The organism is Streptomyces sp. NPDC003027 (assembly GCF_053591435.1).
Genome location: NZ_JBSFTU010000075.1, coordinates 1 through 19,450, shown reverse-complemented (window position 1 = coordinate 19,450; position 19,450 = coordinate 1). Strand labels below are relative to the sequence as shown.

The window sequence follows — 19,450 nt, the reverse complement described above, 5'->3', positions numbered from 1 at the left end:
AGCACCCCAGACCCTTCGTCTGGACGAAGACAGCCGACGAGATCCTCGACAAAGTCGCCGCCTACTGCCGACGAATCTCCGACTCAGGTCACTAGGAGCTCTCTTACGGATCACTGTCAGAGAAATCGCAGGACCTGCTGATGGCGGCGACAGTGTTGCCTGCGACGATGCGCCTGTGAGCTACGACCTTGCTGTGTGGGACGGCGACCGTCCATTCGACAACCGTGCTGCGAGCTCGACGTATGACGAGCTCTACGAGCGTTACCTGGAGTCGGACGATGTCGCCGTGCCTCCGGCGCCGCGCATCGTGGCCTATGTGGAAGCCCTCGTTGCGCGATACCCGGACGACGTCGACCACGGTGTCGTGTGGGCGTCGCCCCCGGTGATCGACGAGGCATCGGGCCCGATCGTGTACCTGCTCATGTCCTACGGCCAAGCCGAGGAAGTATCCGAGTTCGCCGCTGCACTGGCCCGCGAGCACGGCCTTGTCTGCTTCGATCCACAGGGAGAGTGCCTTCGATCGTGAGCTGCCTGTTCTTCAGCGGGCGGACCACAGGAAGATGCCCGCGATGAGGAGACCGGCACGGTCCCCGCGTGTGCCGGGAGCAGATCGCCGACCTGCTCGACATCGTCGCCCTGTCGGGGACATCCCCCCCCGCGGGTGCGGGGAGCAGCGGCAGTGACACAGGTCGTCGTGGTAGTGGTCGGGACCATCCCCGCGTGTGCGGGGAGCAGAGGAGGAGTCATGCCTCGTGCCGCTTCGATCTGGGACCATCCCCGCGTGTGCGGGGAGCAGTCTTCGTGACCTGCAGGTTCACTGCTGGCCGGGCTGCTTCTGAACCACTTTCACAGAACTCGGCATACCGGACAAGTCCTTCCCCTACGCCACTCTGGCCCCAACCTAGGTGCAACCAGGTTGAGCTCGCATTGAGGTGAGCAAAGCGGCGTGGCGACGACCCCCACCAGGCGCGGGGAGCAGCGGCCGCGTTCCCGCGCCGCCGGTCGGTACGCGGGACCATCCCCGCGCGTGCGGGAAGCAGTTGCGCCGGAACATGCCCGGCACGTTCTTCGGGGGACCATCCCCGCGCGTGCGGGGAGCAGGTCGTTCCGGTCCGCCACCGCCACCGCTACCGGCGCCTGGGACCATCCCCGCCGGTGCGGGGAGCAGTTCGGGTCCCCGATGTAACCCGAACCACTTGGGACCATCCCGACGGTGCGGGGAGCAGCCGGCCGCCGAGTTGGTCATCCGGCCGCCGGTGGGACCATCCCCGCGCGTGCGGGGAGCACTGTGTTCATCAGACACGCCGCCCGGATGGTGGCAGATGCCGGTCGGCGTCCAGCACCCGGCGGTGATCTACGAGGTGCGCCAAGATCTCAGGCGATCGGCGATGTCGTAGGAGTCCAGGCGTAGGGCCCGGATGTCGTTGATCAGGTCGCGCCACGGCTCGTACGTGGTGTCCACGCGGTGGCCGGAGGCTTCCAGGTACGCGATGGCGACGCCATAGCCGTAGAGCTCGTTCCGGGCGGGCAGCGGGCGCAGGAGTACGCACTCCTCCAGAAGCACCGCGGCTCGCCAGAAGGCGTCCGGGTCGGCCTGGTCGAGGTGCGGGGTGTTCACCCGGTGGCGGGCAGCCATGCCGGCCAGCACCGAGAGATCGTTGACGGTGAGGTCACTGCGGAGGATCTCCTCCTGGCGGTCCAGGAGCCATCGGTGATCGACGAGCAGTTCCACAGGCTCAGGCCACCCGCGTCTCACGCTTGGCCGGCGGAAGCCCCCCGAAGTCGGCGTCGAACCGTTCCATGATCCCGGGCGCGCCGATGGCACGGCGGAAGGCGGCCGTCGCGGTGTCGAGAGCGCGGTCGTTCTCTTCCCGCTTGGCGAGGTCGGCGAGGTAGTGCTTCAACGGTCGCTCGCCAGCGAGAGCCCGGAGACGGTCCGCTGTTTCCTTGTCGATCTTGACAGTGGTGTCGTCCATAAATCGAGTATGCCCGCAGGTATGCCGTGCGGTATACCCTTCGCCCCGGCTCGTCGGAGATGACTCCCCTCTCCCGCGGTCGGTCCGCCTCAGCACCTATGGCGCCGCCGGGTGCGAACCGACCTGCTACCCGCAGTTGTCCGGCCGGAGCGAGTACACCTTCGCCCGCGTGAGCGTCGTGCGCCTGAGCACGTGAGCCCGGATGAGCCGGACCGTGGGCGGGATCGGCAGAGTGACTGGGGTGCGGCTCCACCGAAGCCATAGCGCCAGGTGGCCAAGCTCGGCGGCTTGGACGAGCTTTTCGAGGGACCACTCCTTCGTACCCCGATCCACCTCGATGCTGATCAGCCGTCCCTTACCCGAACGGTGCCGCAGTTGCAGGTCGAGGCGCCCGGTCCGGTTCTGCCGAGTGGCGGTGGGCAGCTCTACCTCCCGGTGGACTTCATATCCCTGGTCGGTCGCCCAGTCAGCCACCGAGTCGGTGAAGAAGGCAGTCACCTTGGAGGCAGACAGGTCACTGAACTGCTGTCGATTGAGCCAGCCCCGCAGGGAGCGGGCGGCGGCGTCGAGCCCGGCTTCCGTCATGAGCGCCAGTCTGCCCTGTGGGCCTGACAGAGATCGTCGCACCATCGGCTGTTCCTCACCCTGGCCGGCGGACGGGTACACGAGGTGCCTCCCGTTCTCGTGAACATCAACCACGGCCCGGACGGGGCGCCTCCCGGAGTGGTGAACATCTGCTGCCAGAAGTGAACAAAACCACCGTGTCGGTGGACTCCACCGTCTGGCGAGCCCACCAGCACGCTGCCGGAGCCAGGAAAAAGGGGCTCCAGACCAGGCCGAACCCGAAGACCACGCGCTGGGACGCTCCCGAGGCGGACTGAGCACGAAAGGCCACCTTGCCAGCGACAGCCATGCGCGGCCGCTGGCCGTCCGCGTCACCGCGGGTCAGGCAGGTGACGCACCGGCCTTTGAGGCCGTCATGGCCGACATTCGCGTTCCGCGACGTGGGCCTGGAAGACCGAGGAGCCGACCGGATGCCGTCCTGGCCGACTGCCCGTATTCATCCCGCGCGATCAGGAACCACCTTCGCCGACGCGGAATACGTGCCGTCATCCCTCAGCCCGCCGACCAGGTCGGTCACCGCCTTCGTCGCGGCAGGGCCGGCGGCCGACCGCCCGCTTTCGACGCCGAGACGTACAAGCAGCGCAACGCGGTCGAGCGATGCATCAACCGCCTCAAGCAAGTGCGCGGCCTGGCCATGCGAACCGACAAGCTCGCGATCGCCTACGAGGGCGCACTCCACCTCGCAGCCATCTTGATCTGGACGCGAGCATAGGTGCGGGTCAGCGGGAGCTGTGCGCTGCCTGGAGCGTCTCCCATTCCAAGACGGGGAACTCATACCCCCAGCGCTTCAGGTACCCGTCTGTCCCGTGTTCGGAGAGAAGCTCCTCAATCATGGCCATGAAAGCCCCGACAAATGCCTCTGTTGGTAGCCGACCTGCCCAGACCAGTTTCGCGTCCGACCACCAGGACGACGGCTCGTTCAAGTCCGCGAACTCCACGATCTGAACGAAGACCTCCCTCTCTGCCTGGTTGAAGAAGACTCTCGTCCCGCTTGGCTCGTCGAAGAACGTCACGAAGGTCGCACTGCACCCACGGAGTGGATCCCGGACACCGTTCATGAACGCGGCCAGGACCTCGGGTCCTACATAGGAGGCGTGCACCTTCTGTTCCGCAGCGTTCACTGACCATGACCAGGTGGCCCACCCAGACCCGCCGAGCTTCCATTGCATGCTCTGGCCGTGCGCCAAAGAAACGTCGAATGGACTGTGAACCATGCCTTCCCCCTGCGCCATGCGGTGCTGGCCCTAGAAATCGCCGAACCAACCAGGACTCGATCACGAGCATGACGATGCCACAGACGGATCTGAGAGACAGGCTCTAGACGAGTCGGCCGTGGGTCACCAACCCGGCCGCGTTGCAGGGCCCTCCCGGAAGCCAACTGAGTTCAAACCGTTCCTACCGGCGCCAGACGAAGCCATCACAGGGGGCCAAATAATACCGTTCTAGACAAGCGGGCCAGGAGACGGTGGAGAAGTCGAAGAGTTCGGGACCATCCCCGCGGGTCCAGGGAGCAATTCCAGGGCTTGTCGGACGGCGATCCGGCGTGCGGACCATCCCCGCGCGTGCGGAGAGCAAGACCGCTACGTCGAGACATGGGCCCGGCGCCTGGGATCACCCCCGCGGATGGGGGGAGCAGCCGAACGTCGAGATCGGCGACATCGTGTTCGAGGGACCATCCCCGCGGATGCGGGGAGCAGCGCACCGGCCTGGCCGACTCCGCCGACGAGGCGGGACCATCCCCGCGGATGCAGGGAGCAGTGCCGGGAAGTCCAGGACGGCCTGAAGGCGTTGGGACCATCCCCGCGCGGGTGCGGGCAGCAGGACCCCGACGGCCCGGTCCGCTCGGCCGCGACGGGACCTCGCCCGCGGGTGCGGGGAGCAGGGCCCGCACCCGGGCACCCCGGTCACGGTCACGGGACCATCCCCGCGGGTGCGGGGAGCAGGACCCCGACGGCCCGGTCCGCTCGGCCGCGACGGGACCATCCCCGCGGATGTGGGGAGCAGCCACCGGCTTGCTCGCTGCGGAGCCCACCCGGGGGACCATCCCTGCGGATGCGGGGAGCAGATGCCCTACGTGTACAGGTGCCGGATGATGAAGGGACCATCCCCGCGGATGCGGGGAGCAGGGCGGCGTGGACGGCTTCCTCGGCCCGGGACAGGGACCATCCCCGCGGATGCCGGGAGCAGTCACGCTCAACCAGGACGGGCGCACCGAACAGGGGACCATCCCCGCGGATGCGGGGAGCAGTCTTCGTGGCCTGCGGGTTCACTCCAGGCCGGGCTGCTTCTGAACCACTTTCACAGAACTCGGCATATCGGACGAGCCCCTTCTCCTACGCCACTCTGGCCCCAACCTCGAGCAGTCCGACGTCACGCCGGAGCGGCCCCGGATCGAGGGACCATCCCGCGGATGCGAGGAGCAGTTCGCTGGCCTCGCTGGTTCTTCGGGATCGAGGGACCATCCCCCGCGGATGCGGGGAGCAGACTGCGTACACCGTGTCGTACGAAATCGCGCCGGGGACATCCCTGCGTGTGCGGGGAGCGGTTCGTGTGGTCCGGGTCGGTGAGGCCGTAGTAGGGGACATCCCCGCGGGTGCAGGGAGCAGGTCGGCTTCGGTCTCGCCACCCCCGCGGGCACGGGGACATCCCCGCGTGTGCGGGGAGCAGACGTCCGCGCGGGTCAATTCGTTGACGGGGACATCCCCGCGGGCGCCGGGAGACCCTTCATCAGGCCGGTCGACCGTGGGTCGGGGACTTCCCCGCGGGTGCGGGGAGCAGGACGGCTATGACCTGTACCTGAGCAACAAGTGGGGGACATCCCCGGGGGTGCGGGGAGCAGTCGTAGCCCTGCGACAGGATCGCGGGGCGATAGGGGACATTCCCGCGGGCGCGAGGAGCACGACGCCTCGCACGCACTGACGACCATCGTCCAGGGGACATCCCCCTCGGGTGCCGGGAGCAGACGGAGAGCCAGGTACGGAAGGACCTGGTGCAGGGGACATCCCCGCGGTACGGGGAGAAGCCAGCAAGGCTCGAGACGGCGTCGCCGCGCCGAGGGACATCCCCGCGGGCGAGGGGAGCAGGCCTCGCACATCTCGGGTGTCAGCGGGTGTCCGGGACCATCCCCGCGGCTGCGGGGAGCAGGCGGGCAGCCGGGCCAGGTTGTTCAGGCTGCAGGGAACACCCGCGCGGCTGCGGGGAGCGCTTGGCCTGCCCCTGAAGTGCGTGGGCGGGCGGCACGTTATCCCCACTGATGTGGGGCTGAAGGTCAGAATGTATGAACTCTTGACCTATTTCCCGGACGGCGGGAGGTGAGACACGATAGCGGCAGGAGCGTGCGGGCGTACTGGCCCGATTTCTTGTTCACCTGGACAGCCCTGTGATGTGGTCGTGGACGAGGCCGATCGGCCCGCTGATGCAGGTGCCGCTGACAGGGGCAAATAGGGCGACGTTTGCGTCTTTCAACGCGGGAGCGGGGTGTGTCGGCCAAGTTTCCGGCTGGGGCAGCGCATTCCGCCCGGTGAACCAGTGCGCGGGGATGGCCGCGGTGTTCAGCAGGAGGTCCTTCTGCTGCTGACGACGGGCCGGGGTATCGGGGTCGCGGCGGGCGAGGTCGGCACGGTCCCGTCCGGCCGGGTCGTAGGTGAGCGTGCCATCGGACTGTTGGTACAAGGCGATGGCTTCAATGGATGGATCGCCGAGTCGGGACACTGCCTTGATGCCGGTCAGGCCGCGGTTGTCTCCGTCGCCGTGGCTGCGTCCTGAAGCGAGACTGGCGACCCCCGTGAGGCGGCCGTGGCGGGTGAAGGGCTTGAACGCGCGAACGGTGTACTCGGCTTCTTCGCCGGCGAGACGATGCTGCCATTCCGCCCAGGTCCGATCGAAGAGTTCCCCAAGAGCGCCAGCTGCGTGCTGGCGGGGACCGTAGACGGACTCGATCAGAGGGGTGGTGTGCTTCGGGGTGGTGATTCGGATTGTGCCGTCCAGGCGGGTCCGCTGGTTCAGGGCGTGCCACGTCGCGGCCATGGCGTAGGGGGCGTACACGTAGCCGTCGAGGTTCCCCGAGGGTCGGCCTTGTTCTGGGGCAGGTGGCTCGACGAGAGGAAGGCCGGCAGGGCCGGGCTGGATGAGGACCGTCATGCGAGGCTTGTGCGCCCAGACAGGCCGAAACGGGTCGTTCACGGCGTGCCGGTGGACGCGGCCGCGGCGTTGGATGAGGAGGTCGATCGGTGCGAGGTCGGTGTAGATGTGGTCGAAATCGATGTCGAGGGACTGCTCGACGACCTGCGTGGCGATGACGAGGAGCCGGCGGGGCCGGTCGGGGTTGGGATGGTCGCGTTCTTGGCCAGGGCCGAGGAGACGTTTGAGGCGTTCCTCGAGGGGGAGCCGGAACCGTGGCAGGGTGCGGCCGTGGAGGAGGATGATCTCTTCCGGTCGCCAGCCGTTGGCGGCCGCCCGGTCTATGGCGGCGGCATACAGGTCTGTGGCGGTGGCCACGCGGTTGCGCAGGACGACGGTGATACCTGCGCCGCGTGCCTCGCTCATGATGTGGTCGGCGAGTGCCGCCCCGCCGGGGTCGGGCTGGAAGTCGATGCTCGTGCGGAGCTTCGGGGGCTTGTTCTTGGGCTTGGTGCGGGTGATGATGCCGTGCCCGTTCACGATAGTGATGGGGCCGGACTGTCCGGTGTCTTCCGAGCTGACGCGGTGCCCTGTACACCACGCTTCGATGAGCGCGCTGCGAGCGGTGGCGGGCAGCGTGGCGGACAACACGACGACGGACGAGCCGGCATCGGCGAGCCACTGCAGGACGGCCGCGAGCAGGCCTTGTTGGTACAGCTCGTAGGCGTGTGCCTCGTCGATGATGACCGTCTTGGCGGCAAGGCCCAATAGGCGCAGCATCCAGTGGCGGCTGGGCTGGGTGGCAAGGACCACTTGGTCGATGGTGCCGACTGCGAACGGGGCGATCAGGCCGAGGCAGCGCCGCAGGTACCACGGGCTGAGGACGGCGCGTGCTTCCTTCGCGCCGGCGTCGGGCAGGGTGGCGGCGATGAAGTCTTCAAGCCCGTCGAACGCGTCCTGTCCGGGTGCCCGCCCGGCGTCGAGGAGGTCGTGGACGAAGTCTGTGGCCTCAGCGGTGCCGTGGACGACGGCAAGGTTCGCAGGCCCCTGGTGGCCAAGGGCACGGGTGATGAACGCGGCGAATTCGCGGGCGGTCTGGTTGGTGGCAGCCCGAGTCGGCATCGCCATGTAGACGCCCTGGTAGCCGCAGGTGACAGCAAGGTGGTGTGCACACCACAGAGCCAGGCGCGTCTTGCCTGAGCCGGTGTCGGATTCGACGATGATGAGAGCCGAGCCGTCGGCGGGCATGGCCGCGATGGCGGCGACCTGGAAGCTGCGGGGCCTGGTGCCCGGGTATAGGTCGGACCAACCGGCGGGCTTGGGCTGCCAGGCGTCGAGACCCAGCCGGTCGGCGGCGTCACGGGCCTGCGCGCGGGAGGAGTGCCACCAGCTACGGAGGCTGGCGGTGTGGGTTCGGTAGGTGAAGTGGTTTTCGTCGCTGGCGATCCAGTCGGCGAGGATCACCAGGCCGGTAAACAGCGGCAGCGCGCTGGGGCGTTCGGGCTGGATGAGTGTCGGCAGGCGAGTGAGGTCGATGCCGATGAGGTCAGCGGCGTCCTGGGCGAGCTCGGTATAGACCGGTAGCCAGGCGTTGATGTCGGCGGCCATTGCAGCGCGCTCGATGGTGTCGGGGTCAGGGATGTGCCCGTGATGTCCGCCGAGGAGCGCAGCCGTTGTATGCAAGCCGTTGTGCCGGGCGTCTCCTCCGCCGCAGACGGGGCAAGTGCATCCGAGGATGCGGGGCAGATGGACGGCGGTGACGTGCTCGTGCCGTACGGCGGTTTCGTCGTCGAGCCGCTCGCCGAGGGGCAGCCCGGCGGCACGGGCCTGTTCCTCCCACAGCGTACGGGCTTGCCGCAGGTAAGCGCCGTCCCACGCGCCGGTGCCGAACTGGCGGAGGAAGCAGCCTGAGCCCTTGCCAAGGTCGTGCAGTCCGGCCAGCAGCATCACCACCCGGCGCGCGGTGCCGGAGTCCCCGCCACCGAATGCCTCGGTGAGCCTGGCGCGGATGGTGGCAGGCAGGTAGCGGTCCCACAGCTCCCCTGCGCATGCCGCGACGTCGAGCACGTGCGCGAGGAGCGGGTTCCACGCAGGCCCTTGCGCTCGACGGCTCGCACCCGACCGATCTGTCTTCGCCCAGATATACAAATGCCTCTTGTAGCAATTGAGTTGTTTGTCAGTCAGCATCCCGCTCCGTCCGATACTGTCCTGGCCGTCAGTCTCACACGAACAGAGTCCATGCCTTCTGTGCATGTACCCATCTCATGGAGAGGAGGCGGACAACGATGCGGTGGGAACCGCGCAACCAAGAGTGCATCCCGGCACTGACAATCGGCCCTGACCAGCAACGGACCAAGCTCAACCTGTCCGACACCTTCCGGCGCTGCGACCAGATCGCCGCCGTCTACGGCGACACCCCCGGCGAAACGGCCGCCCTGCTCGAATGGCTCCTTGGCCTGATCTACGCCGCCGACCAGTACCCCGAAACCCCGGACGAGTGGCGGACCTGGGTCGAAAGCCGCACCCCGCTCACCCATGTCGCCGACTGGATCGAGAACCATCCCGGCTGCTGGGACCTGTTCGACGCGGAACAGCCCCTCGGTCAGAACGCCGTCCTGTTGCCGCATCTCGATACATACGGTGTCGGTCCCGCCCAGCTCTTCATGGAGCGCGTCGGCGACTACAACCAATTTTTCGACCACCATCACCTGCACCACCCCGAGCCCGTCCCCGCCGACGCCGCATGGCGCGCCATGCTCGTCCAACACACCTTCGCCATCGGCATGCGCGGGAGGATCAAGGCAAGCGCCATGGGCCTGCCCGGAACGTTCACGAACCTGGGCACGAACCGGCTCGCGCAACGACTGCGCATCATCGCCCGCCCCGCCTGGGACGGCGCCACCCTCGGCGACCTCCTGCGGGTAAACACCGCACCGTGGCCGCACGAACCCGGACCTCTCAACCTGTCCTGGCAGCAGGACTTCCCCATGCGCCGCGACTTTTCCCAGCCAGGACCCCGCCAAGCCCGCACTCCGCAAGGGCCCGCCGACCTCCACACAATCCTTGGCCGCTCAATCGCCCTACGACCCGCCCGCCTACCGGACGGAAGTCCCGGCGTCGACAGGGTCCTGATCGGAGCAGGTGAAACCCTCACCCCACTCGCGGCCGAATACCTGCAAGATGCCGTCACCCACGACGGACCCGGTGGGAAGCGCCTGCTAGGCCCATCCCCCACCCGGGACCTGTGGCGGGAATCCGAAGCCCTGTACGCGGCCGTCGCCGAACGCGACAAGGGCACCGACCTGTACGGCCGCATCGCCATGCTGCACGGCCGCCGCATCCACCTGTGGACCGTGGGCCTGCTCTCCACCCAGGGCAAGCCGATCACCTGGGTATCCGACGAATTCCCCTACGTGCCCGGCCGCGAAACCCAGCTGAGAAGCGCCGCCGAACAAGGCTCGACCATCTGCGAGTACGCCGCCCGCGCCCTGTACCTCGCCGCGGCGAATGCCCGGGACATCGCCTACCCGAACCCCAAACCGGACGACAAGAAGACCCAGCTCGCCCGTTTCAACGGCGAGCCGGAGATGTGGGCCGGAGCCGCCGACCTGTTCCACATCCTGCTGGACCAGGTTGCCGCCAGCGGAAACACAGCGGAGGCCCTCGCCGAGTTCGGTCGCGCCACCCGCGCCCTGGCCATTGACAGCCTCAACGGCCGCCTCACCAGCCTCACCGGCGGAGGCAGCGGGCTGCAAGCCCGCGTCACCGCGCAAAACCGTCTGGAGAACCTCCTCAACCACACCAGTGCACCAGCCCAGCTGAAGGAAGCCGCCGCATGACCGAAACCGCCACCGTCCGATCGCCAGGCGCCCAGCTCACCGGATGGCTCACCGGACTCGTCCGCTCCCGCAACGTCGGCGCTCTCGCCGCGCTCCGCCGCCCCAACCCGGCACAACGCACCGAACCCCACTACAGGGCCGCCGCTTTCGCTCCCGCCCCCGACGAGGAGCCCTGCTACCAGCTCACCGCCTTCCTCTTCGCCCGCTACCACGCCGGCGCCATCACCCCAACCCTCGGGTTCGGCGACGTGGGGACCGCACTCCGCCGCATCGGCAGCGGTGCCACCCGCGGCCCCGAGGACCCCGGCGCCAAGCGGCTGCTGACCCTCATCACCGCCTCCCGCGAAATCCCCGCCCGGCACCTGCAGCACGCCATCGACCGGGCCCGCTCATGCAGCACCGCACCACCAGCCTGGGAACTCCTGCTCGCGGACCTCGCCCGCTGGAAACAGCGCGGCCGGCCCGTCGCCGACGCCTGGGGCAAGTCCTTCTTCACCCCCTCCTACACGAACAGGAATCCGAAGTGACCGCTCTCACCCACGCCACCGCCTCCGACCTGCTGACCGGCGACCAGTACCTCTCTCTCCACCTTCTCGAAACGTTCACCGCAGCCCTTCCCGTCCGCGACGAGAACGGCATGCCCAAGGCGTTCGTCTACGGCGGCGACCTCCGCACAATGATCACGTCCCAATCCCGGCGCCGCGCGGAACGCACCTACAGCCGCGAGCGCGCCAACGGCGGTCAAGGCCCCCTGGCCGGATACACCATGGGCATCCGCACCCGGGAGTGGGCCAAGCTCACCGCGGCAGCGCTGACCGAACGGCACGAATGGGACAAGCCGCAGGCACTGAACACCGCGAAAGCGCTCCTGGAGGGCATCGGCCTCAAGTTCGGCACCAAGCCCAACACCCGCAATCTGACGCAGGTACTCCTCTTCGCACCCGAGGACGCAGGCCAGGCCATCGCCGCCTACGTCCACAAGCACCAGGACGCGGTAGGCCCCTGGGCCAACGACTACAACAAGGCCAAAGACGCCGCAGCAACAGCCGACGCCGCGAAGAAGGCGAAGGCCGCCGCCGCCCGCAAGGCGAAGAAGGAAGGCACACCCGCACCCGAAGACAGCAACGAAGCCAGCGTCGACGACAGCGAGAGCCTGCCGCAGCTACCCAAGCAGATCCGTGAGGCCGTTCTGACAGCACTCGCCCCACGCGACGCCATCGACATCGCCCTGTACGGCCGCTTCCTCGCCGAGATCGCCGACTCTCCCAACGTAGACGGCGCAATCCAGACCGGACACGCCTTCACCGTCCACGCCGCCGAACACATCGACGACTTCTACGCCGCCGCCGACGACGCCAAACTCCACCGCAAGGAACACGCCCTCGACTTCCTCGACGCCGCCAACGACGCCGGCGCTGGCATGACCGGCTACCAGTCCCTCATCACCGGCACCTTCTATCGCCACGCCGTCCTCGACCGCTACAAGATTCGCATGAACCTGCTCGCCGCCGGCATGAAGCCCGACCAGGCCGAAACCGCCGCCGACGCCGCCGAACGCGAGTTCGTTGAGGCGTTCGCCAACGCCGTCCCCCACGCCAAGAAGAACACCACCGCCTCCACCGGCGTACTCCCCAAACTCGTCATGGCCTTCACCGGTGCCCGCCCCTTCAACTACGCCGGAGCCTTCGAAAGGCCGATCGACGAGACCACCGACGGCCCCGCCTCCCTCGCGGCCACCGAACGCCTCCTCAAGCAGCACACCCTCGTCCTGCGCAAGCGCACCGACATCTCTCCCGCCCGCATCCTCACCTACGACCTCGACGTCCAAGAGCTCATCGACAACCACATCACCGCTGGCACACTGCCCGGCACCGAGGCCGACAGCGCCGAGGAGCTGACCGGCCCATGACCGCCGTCCTCCTCATGCGCCTGGCCGGCCCCCTGCAGTCCTGGGGGGCCCTCGCCCGCTTCGACCGCCGCGACACCCTGCCCAGGCCCACGAAATCCGCAGTGATCGGCCTCATCGCCGCCGCCCTCGGACACGACCGCACCCACGACCTCGGCCCCCTCACCAACCTCCGGTTCGCCGCCCGCGCAGACCGGCCCGGAATCGCCGCCCGCGACTTCCACATCGTCGGCGGCGGAACCTACCCCCTCCGACCCCGGGACCTCATCACCGACCACAGGCGCGCCGCCAAAGCCGCCCCTCAACTCGACCAGGCCACCGGTCCGACCTTCGGTCACCTGCCCACCCACGCCATCACCAACTGGTACGGCGCACCCAAAGAGATCGCCCCCGACCCCGCCCTCGGCACCCTCATCGCAGGCAACACCACCCGTGACGCCATGATGACCACCCGCTGGTATCTCTCAGACGCCGCCTTCGTCACCGCCGTCGAGCACCCCGACCTAGCCCTCCTCGACAGCATCAGCCACGCCCTCGAACACCCCGCCCGGCTCCTATGGCTCGGCCGGAAGTCCTGTCCCCCCACCGGCACGATTTCCGGCGGCGTCCACCCCGGAAGCCTCGACACAGTCCTGAACGCCACCGCTCTCCTGCCCAACGCCACCACTGACCGGCCCTGGGCCTGGATCGAAACCAGCCCTGGCACCCCCGGCGCCGCACAGACCCGCGACCAGCCCGTCACTTTCCATCCCGAACACCGCACCCACGCCCCCAGGTGGGAAACCCGAACCCGGCTTACTCCTGAGCCGACCATCGAATGGGACATCATCCCGTGACTACAACCCGTCTGATCACTTGCCACAGCATCATCCAGCTCGACCTCCAGCACGCCTTCACAGCGCCCGCCCTCACGGACGCACAGCACATGCACCGCATCGTCATGGGCGGCTTCAAAGGCTGGGTGCCCGATGGCGCTCCGGACGCCCGAGCCCAAGTCGGCGTCCTGTCCACCTGGTCCGCCGACCTCAAGACCGACACCCTGCTCATCGTCGTCCAGTCCCGCGTCCGTCCCGACTGGACCGGCATCCCCCGCAGCGCGCTGCGCCACTCCGTAGACGTACGCAACGTCGACCAGTCCATCAACACCGGAGACCGGTTCACCTTCCGCACGATCGTCAACCCCGTGAGGGCACGCCCCGACACGAAAAATCCCGCCGGGCGATCAAAGCGAGTCCCACACGTCAGGCCAGACCACGTACGACGCTGGTTCGAAGAACGCCTCCACCCTGAAGGCACCACAGTCACCACAAACCGCGGTATCGAGCGCATCGGCGCCGACGCCGACCGCGACACTCTCGCCATCCGGATACTCCCGCCAGTCGAGTCCGATCACCACAAGGGGCTCAAGATCAACCGTGCCGAAATCCGCGGCACTCTTACCGTCACCAACCCGGCCACTTTCAACAAGACTCTGGCCACCGGACTCGGCCGTGCCCGCGCCTACTCCTGTGGCCTCATCCTCACCAGACCAACGACGAACTGACCCTGCCCATCGTTCGACTGATCCCTGCGTACACAGAATGAATCAGCTGACACACGAGGCAGTTGGGGCTAGTTCTGTTGCCCTCCGCAGGGATGAACCCTGAACTGGGCCCGTCGCCGTCGCTCAGTCGGTCTTGCTCCGCATCCGCGGCGATGGTCCGGCGACCGTGTCGACGGTCGCCACGACCATGGCTCGCGACCCGCGGGGATGGCTCCATCGCGTTGCCGGTCGCGGTCGTCGGCAGCGCCTGCTCCCCGCGCGAGCGGGGATGGTCCCTCCCCTTCCAGGGTGCCCAGGATCCGGTCCGGCTGCTCCCCGCACGGCCGAAGGACTCAAAGAGGTCTACTTCCAGGACGGCGGCCGCCGCGCCGGCTCCCTGGAGGAGGTCCACTTCACGGACATCCAGCACCTCGAGTTCGACCTGTAGCAGCGCGCACCCGGAACAGCCGAGAGCCCGGATGTGACTGAGCGCTTCAGTTGGCCAGTGAGCGTGCGGGTTGGCCGGTTGAGTATTCCGAGTCGATGTCGTGGCTGAGCTCCTCGGCGTAGGCGTCGAGGAGTGGCTTCATCTGTTGGCAGAGAGGCAATTCGTTCTGCCTGAGTCACTGACGGAAGAGTCTCCGGCCAGTGCTCTTCTGAAACTCCAGGCCCCTACCGCCGTCCCGTCGCGGGACCACCCGGCCTGCGTGGGAACTTGCCCCCGGCGCGCCCCGACTCCATCTTCCCGTTCGCCGAACTGGTCGGCGCGTCCGTACGACCTGCGGTACAACGGTTCCTCACGCAGCTGGTGCCTGCTGGGGGGGAAGAGCATGGGACATACGACAGCCACCGTCGTCCGCTACCGGGCAGGCCAGGCCAACAGAGTTCTACGTCTGGCCTTGTGGGAAGCGTGGGATTCGAGGTGCTACTGGTGTACTAAGCCCTTGGAGTTCAGCGCCTCCGAGATCGACCACATCATCCCCAAGAACGTCACTGATGCGGACCTGGCACGGCTCAAGACGGCCTACGGCCTACGGGCCGATTTCGACCTCCAGGACCCGCGGAACCTCGCCCCGATCTGCCGCCCGTGCAACGGAGTGGAGGGCAAGAGAACTCCACACGCCAAGCCGGCGTCACGATGAACTATCTGGCCGGCGCGGAGAAGCGCCGCCCTGCCGTGATCAAACGAGTCATGAACTTCGGCAGGTCGGGCAAGGTGGCCACCCACCTGCTTGAGGCCGCCACCGCCGATCTCAGCCAACCCGACATCCGGCGTGAGTTCCTGGACACCGCCCCCGCGGTCGTCCAGGTCCTGGCGATGACAGACCAAGGCATCGGCAACTACCGGTCGTTCCGGGAGGCCGAGGTATGCATCGACGACGAAGATGGGCTGTGGCAGCGCATCGACGTGGCACTGGACGAACGAGGACGGCTTACGATCGCACTCCTGGAGGAACTGTGCGACGCCGAACTGGAGGATGTCCTCCAAGATCCGGTAGTGCAGCTCATCCAGGAGATCCGCAGCCGCGTCACAGCCGGGTTCGAGTCCATGGAGACGGAGACGGGTGCCCCGATCACCGCCGGGCCGCCCACCAGCGACTTCATCACCCTCAACATCGACTCTCTCAACTTCCTACGCTACGCCGGGCAAGTCGAGTTCACCTTCCAGGGTGCCTTCGAAGCAGGCTTCGCAGCGTCCGTGGTCCGCAGCAGCTCCGACGGAGTCGGGATGGACGACCTGCAAGGCGACGCTATGGTCAGCGGAACGTTTTCCTTCGTGGCCGACTGGGGCCTCGCCGATGACCCGGCGCAGGTGCACACCAGCGACTGCACCATCGAGGACTGGGATCAGGACCTCAACGTCGGGTAACGCGACGGCATCTGGGTTGGCGGAGCTGCGCAGTGGACGGCCCGACGCCACGCTCAACTGGACAACTGAAGCGCTCAGTCACACCGGAACGATTGGTCCGAGGCTCGCTCGCCATCGCAGGTGCGTCACGCGCGCTGCCGTGGCGGCCGCAGCGCGCGGGGTCGGCACCACTGTGTTTGACTGCACGGTTCTGAGCTCCTGGTCGACGAAGTCCCGCACGAGCGCTGAGTTCTCGGCCACGGCCTTCGTCCACTCTTCCTCGTGCCAGCAGCAGGACAGCTCGAAGCGGTACGTTCCACACTCGAGGGCCACCTACCTCGCGCCCGAAGCAATGCCCACCCCGCGCTTCCAGAGCTTCCTCGTCCAGACCTTCGGCGACGACGACAAGGGCAAGGAGATGATCAACTTTCTTCATCTCCTCCTCGGCTACTCGATCACCGGAGACGTCGGCGGCCAAGTCCTCCCCTTCCTCTACGGCGTCGGTGCCAACGGCAAATCCGCACTCCTCGACGTCGTCATCAAGATCCTCGGTGACTACGCCGACGTCGCGCCTCCCGGCTTCCTGATGGAACGCGGAAAGTTCAACGAGCACTCCACAGAACTGACAGAGCTCCACGGACGCCGACTCTTCGTCTGCAGCGAACTCAAGCCCCACGACAAGTTCGACGAGGCCCGCGTGAAACTCCTCACCGGTGGCGACCGCCTCAAAGCCCGACGCATGCGCCAGGACTTCTTCAGCTTCGAGCCCACGCACAAACTGTGGCTCCTCGGCAACCACCGGCCCGAAGTCGGAACCGGCGGTCACGCCTTCTGGCGCCGGATCCGCCTCATCCCCTTCGAGAGGGTCGTGCCCGACCACCGAAAGATCGACAACCTCGCGGAGATCCTCGTCCACGACGAAGGTCCCGGCATCCTCCACTGGATGATTCAAGGCGCCACGGCATACCTCACCACCAAACCGCCCCTTACCGGCCCCAGCGTCGTCCGCACGGCCACCCAGGCCTACGCCACCACCGAGGACCACATTGGGCGCTTCCTCGCCGAATGCTGCATCACCACCGGCAACCTCGAAGAACCGCGCGACCTTAGAGTCGAGCAAGGGCGCTCTACCGCGCGTACAGCGCTTGGTGCCAGGACGGAGAGGGCCTGCGCCCCGCTACCACCCGTGCCTTCGCCACCCGCATCAGAGCCGAGGTGGGCGTCGCCTCGCCCAGCGAAATGCTGCGGTCAAACGGGCAGAAATTCTATCCCGGGCTCGCCCTCATGGCCGACGACGAGCCAACCTGACGCGAAGCAGACGGGTAAGCCTTACATGACGCCAGGACGCATGCTCCCGCGAAGTGACCGACACGCATACCATGGACAAAAATGAGCCGAGCCACTAAGGCGCCGAGCCCCACAGGGGCCCGCCGCATATCGACATCGGCGCCGAACGCGGCGTGGAGGAACCCGGGCCCGCTGATGGCCAACATGACCGAGGAGGGACCCAAGCCATGAGTTCGCTACTGACGGCAAGCGATCTCACCCACGAGGACAACGTGGTGTGGCTGGAAGACCCCGAGGAGCTCGACTACGTCCGCCAAGCCCTGGACAAGACCCCGCGCCGGCGAGGCAAGCCTCGCTACCACCGAGACGGGCGCATGATCGGCTTTGCTGAGCTGAGCGACGCAGCAGAGGCAGACCCAGACAGCGGACTTCAAAAGAGACGTGTCTTCTACCTGTTGCCTCACGACCGTGACGCCGAGCCCGATGGCCTGTACCGGGCAGGAGCGCCCGGGGAAGCAGTCGACCCTCGCACGATCCAGCCGGGTCACGTCGGTAGTAAGACCGCCCGATCGCAGCGTGGATCCGCGACGCCAGTTGCGTGAGTCGGTCCCTTCAGCCCCTTTGGCGAGCGCAGAAGCGATTGATCAGCGCCATTCAGGCGATGACCGAGCAAGTTGAACCATCCCTTGCCTGGTCAGGCTCCTGCAACGCCCGCGGATGGGCGGCTTTCGGGGCGCCGGTCGACGAGCGATGCTGGGTCCCGGCCGCCCAGACCGTGTGGCGCCGCCAGGTCCTCCTCATCGCATACGTCTCCATCGACCTTACCGGCGGAGGGATTTCGAGCGCGATTGCCGCCGCCGCGCCGGCGTGACCTCCGTCTTCCTCCTGAGGGGCGTTCGGTCCGGCTCTGTGGACAGCTTGTGCGGTGCACGCCCGTCGGCGTCCGGCGTCCAGGGTGACATGGCGGACTGGTTTCTATGTTCCGTGTTGGGGTCAGGGGGCGAAGGAGAGCATGCGAGGTTCGTGCTGGGCGTCGTTGCCGTCCAGGTTCGCGGGCATGAGCACGAGCCGGTCGCCCACGTAGGCGTTCTCCCCGACGACGATTTCGAACTCGACCGCCGCGGTGGAGGCGGGAAGTTTCAGTATGTCCTGGACCGAGTCTGCGCTGCCCGGGCCGATCTGCATGATGCGTCCGGGACGGTTGGACGTGCCCACCTGGTAGACGGACGCGGTCTTTCCCGGTCCGGGGCGCAGGGGGAAGTAGCGGTGTGAGGTGCCCTCCGACTTCACGCCCCGGACGAGTTTGCTGGTGCCGAGATCGTAGGCGCCGACGCGGTCGGTGCCGCCCAGGAGCACGAGTCCCCCGCAGACGACGGCCTCCCGGCAAGCCTGGGCGTTGGCGGAGGTGTCCAAAGAGTCGCCGCAGCGCTTGACGCCCTTCCCTCTGGGGTCGATGGTCCTGCGGGCCCGCCCGTCGGCTCCAAGAGCGACGACCCGCCAGTCCTCGGCATGCGTCTCGCGGTCTGCGGTGGTGATCACTGTCGGTTCGACGGAGAGCACCTGGCCGATTCTCCGGCCCAGCTCCGTCCGGTAGCGACACCGGACCTTGCCCGTGGCCGGGGTCGACCGGGTCAGAACATGGATGGCCAACCAAGAGGTCACCCATGGCGCCCAGACATGAGCGATTGCCGCAATGACCAGGCACCCGGTCGGCCGCGAGCGCGTTCGGGGTCCCGTCGAGGATCGCGGCCTGCGCCGTGGTGAGGGTACATCCCTCGATCTCGTGACCGAGGACGTCCGCGATGCTCAGCAGCTCGGCTTCGGGAGAGGCGAGCCACTGACGCCACTGAACGGACGGCCCTTGGCACCGCCCTCAGCCCGACGGACAACGACCCCGACGATCCGCCCTCCGCACCCGTCGTCCGTTGACGTTGCCGTCGAACGCAACGACAGCCCACCGGAAGCAAGTTCCGGCGGGGCTGTTCCGTCTCACTTCGTGGCCCGACCAGGGGAATGCGAGCCCCCGACCAGACCACGGAATTCACGGTGTAAGTGAGCCGTCCCATCGAACCACAGGATTACTGGATGTAAGCCAACCCATCACGCGAGCAGTTTCACGTCCTCGCAATCTCGGCAGCCCAAGAACTTTCCATGGGCTGACGTCCAGACTCATCCAGATTGCCTGATTATTGCGACTCAACAGCACCAAGATACATCGAATATCCGAAGACATTAAGGGCTGTCCCGTAACTGCGGGAGCATGAGGGCCTGCCCCGGCTTCGCGGACATCAGAGAAAGAGAAGCTCGACGTCTTTCGCGACGCAGAGC

The 19,450-nt window shown here is 67.3% G+C and carries 15 protein-coding genes and 3 pseudogenes; 12 read left to right on the top strand and 6 right to left on the bottom strand.

Annotated elements, in window-relative coordinates; all coding sequences use genetic code 11:
* The first annotated feature begins 175 nt into the window (after positions 1-175).
* Positions 176-526, top strand: a complete 351-nt coding sequence (locus ACWDX6_RS30315; protein ID WP_451488076.1) for a hypothetical protein — start codon at positions 176-178, stop codon at positions 524-526.
* An 828-nt stretch (positions 527-1,354) separates the two neighbouring features.
* On the opposite strand, the gene ACWDX6_RS30310 is transcribed toward ACWDX6_RS30315, so the two are convergent.
* The 3 genes from ACWDX6_RS30310 to ACWDX6_RS30300 form a co-directional block, all read right to left on the bottom strand.
* A complete protein-coding gene (locus ACWDX6_RS30310) occupies positions 1,355-1,732 on the bottom strand; it encodes a toxin Doc (protein ID WP_451488075.1) in 378 nt (125 codons plus the stop codon).
* 4 nt (positions 1,733-1,736) lie between these two features.
* Positions 1,737-1,976, bottom strand: a complete 240-nt coding sequence (locus ACWDX6_RS30305) for an antitoxin MazE7 (protein ID WP_451488074.1) — start codon at positions 1,974-1,976, stop codon at positions 1,737-1,739.
* 126 nt (positions 1,977-2,102) lie between these two features.
* Positions 2,103-2,561 (bottom strand): hypothetical protein, encoded by a 459-nt coding sequence (locus tag ACWDX6_RS30300; protein ID WP_451488073.1) that lies wholly within the window; start codon positions 2,559-2,561, stop codon positions 2,103-2,105.
* Between the two features lie 173 nt (positions 2,562-2,734).
* On the opposite strand from ACWDX6_RS30300, the pseudogene ACWDX6_RS30295 reads away from it, so the two are divergent.
* Positions 2,735-3,312 (top strand): annotated as a pseudogene (locus ACWDX6_RS30295) (IS5 family transposase); the annotation flags it as partial.
* Positions 3,313-3,319: 7 nt separating this feature from the next.
* On the opposite strand, the gene ACWDX6_RS30290 reads toward ACWDX6_RS30295, so the two are convergent.
* Entirely contained in the window at positions 3,320-3,613 is a 294-nt protein-coding gene (locus ACWDX6_RS30290; protein WP_451488072.1) for a hypothetical protein, read from the bottom strand.
* 2,350 nt (positions 3,614-5,963) lie between these two features.
* Positions 5,964-8,906 (bottom strand): CRISPR-associated helicase Cas3', encoded by a 2,943-nt coding sequence (gene cas3, locus ACWDX6_RS30285; protein WP_451488071.1) that lies wholly within the window; start codon positions 8,904-8,906, stop codon positions 5,964-5,966.
* Between the two features lie 98 nt (positions 8,907-9,004).
* On the opposite strand from cas3, the gene ACWDX6_RS30280 reads away from it, so the two are divergent.
* The 10 genes and pseudogenes from ACWDX6_RS30280 to ACWDX6_RS30235 all read left to right on the top strand — a co-directional run bounded on the left by ACWDX6_RS30280 (position 9,005) and on the right by ACWDX6_RS30235 (position 17,724).
* The gene (locus ACWDX6_RS30280; RefSeq protein ID WP_451488070.1) at positions 9,005-10,558 is read left to right on the top strand and encodes a type I-E CRISPR-associated protein Cse1/CasA; all 1,554 of its coding nucleotides are present in this window, start codon (positions 9,005-9,007) and stop codon (positions 10,556-10,558) included.
* Positions 10,555-11,085, top strand: coding sequence for a type I-E CRISPR-associated protein Cse2/CasB (gene casB, locus ACWDX6_RS30275; RefSeq protein WP_451488069.1), 531 nt, complete (start codon positions 10,555-10,557; stop codon positions 11,083-11,085). The genes ACWDX6_RS30280 and casB overlap by 4 nt, the downstream gene beginning before the upstream one ends.
* Positions 11,082-12,467 carry a type I-E CRISPR-associated protein Cas7/Cse4/CasC gene (locus ACWDX6_RS30270; RefSeq protein WP_451488068.1) on the top strand — a complete coding sequence of 462 codons (1,386 nt, stop codon included), beginning with the start codon at positions 11,082-11,084 and terminating at the stop codon, positions 12,465-12,467. Before casB ends, ACWDX6_RS30270 begins: the two co-directional genes overlap by 4 nt.
* Positions 12,464-13,300, top strand: coding sequence for a type I-E CRISPR-associated protein Cas5/CasD (cas5e, locus tag ACWDX6_RS30265; RefSeq protein ID WP_451488067.1), 837 nt, complete (start codon positions 12,464-12,466; stop codon positions 13,298-13,300). Before ACWDX6_RS30270 ends, cas5e begins: the two co-directional genes overlap by 4 nt.
* Positions 13,282-14,007: a type I-E CRISPR-associated protein Cas6/Cse3/CasE gene (gene cas6e, locus ACWDX6_RS30260; protein WP_451488066.1), complete on the top strand. Its 726-nt coding sequence runs from the start codon at positions 13,282-13,284 to the stop codon at positions 14,005-14,007. Before cas5e ends, cas6e begins: the two co-directional genes overlap by 19 nt.
* A 322-nt stretch (positions 14,008-14,329) precedes the next feature.
* Positions 14,330-14,434, top strand: a pseudogene (locus ACWDX6_RS30255) (telomere-protecting terminal protein Tpg); the annotation flags it as partial.
* Positions 14,435-14,930: 496 nt separating this feature from the next.
* On the top strand, positions 14,931-15,128 hold the full coding sequence (locus ACWDX6_RS30250) for a hypothetical protein (protein WP_451488065.1): 198 nt from the start codon (positions 14,931-14,933) through the stop codon (positions 15,126-15,128).
* A complete protein-coding gene (locus ACWDX6_RS30245) occupies positions 15,125-15,856 on the top strand; it encodes a hypothetical protein (protein WP_451488064.1) in 732 nt (243 codons plus the stop codon). Before ACWDX6_RS30250 ends, ACWDX6_RS30245 begins: the two co-directional genes overlap by 4 nt.
* 298 nt (positions 15,857-16,154) lie before the next feature.
* Positions 16,155-17,143: pseudogene (locus tag ACWDX6_RS30240) on the top strand (DNA primase family protein); the annotation flags it as partial.
* A 206-nt stretch (positions 17,144-17,349) separates the two neighbouring features.
* A complete protein-coding gene (locus ACWDX6_RS30235; RefSeq protein ID WP_073819409.1) occupies positions 17,350-17,724 on the top strand; it encodes a DUF6009 family protein in 375 nt (124 codons plus the stop codon).
* 391 nt (positions 17,725-18,115) lie between these two features.
* Here the strand turns inward: ACWDX6_RS30235 and ACWDX6_RS30230 are convergent, their stop codons facing one another.
* Positions 18,116-18,772, bottom strand: a complete 657-nt coding sequence (locus ACWDX6_RS30230; protein WP_451488063.1) for a hypothetical protein — start codon at positions 18,770-18,772, stop codon at positions 18,116-18,118.
* Between the last annotated feature and the right edge of the window lie 678 nt (positions 18,773-19,450).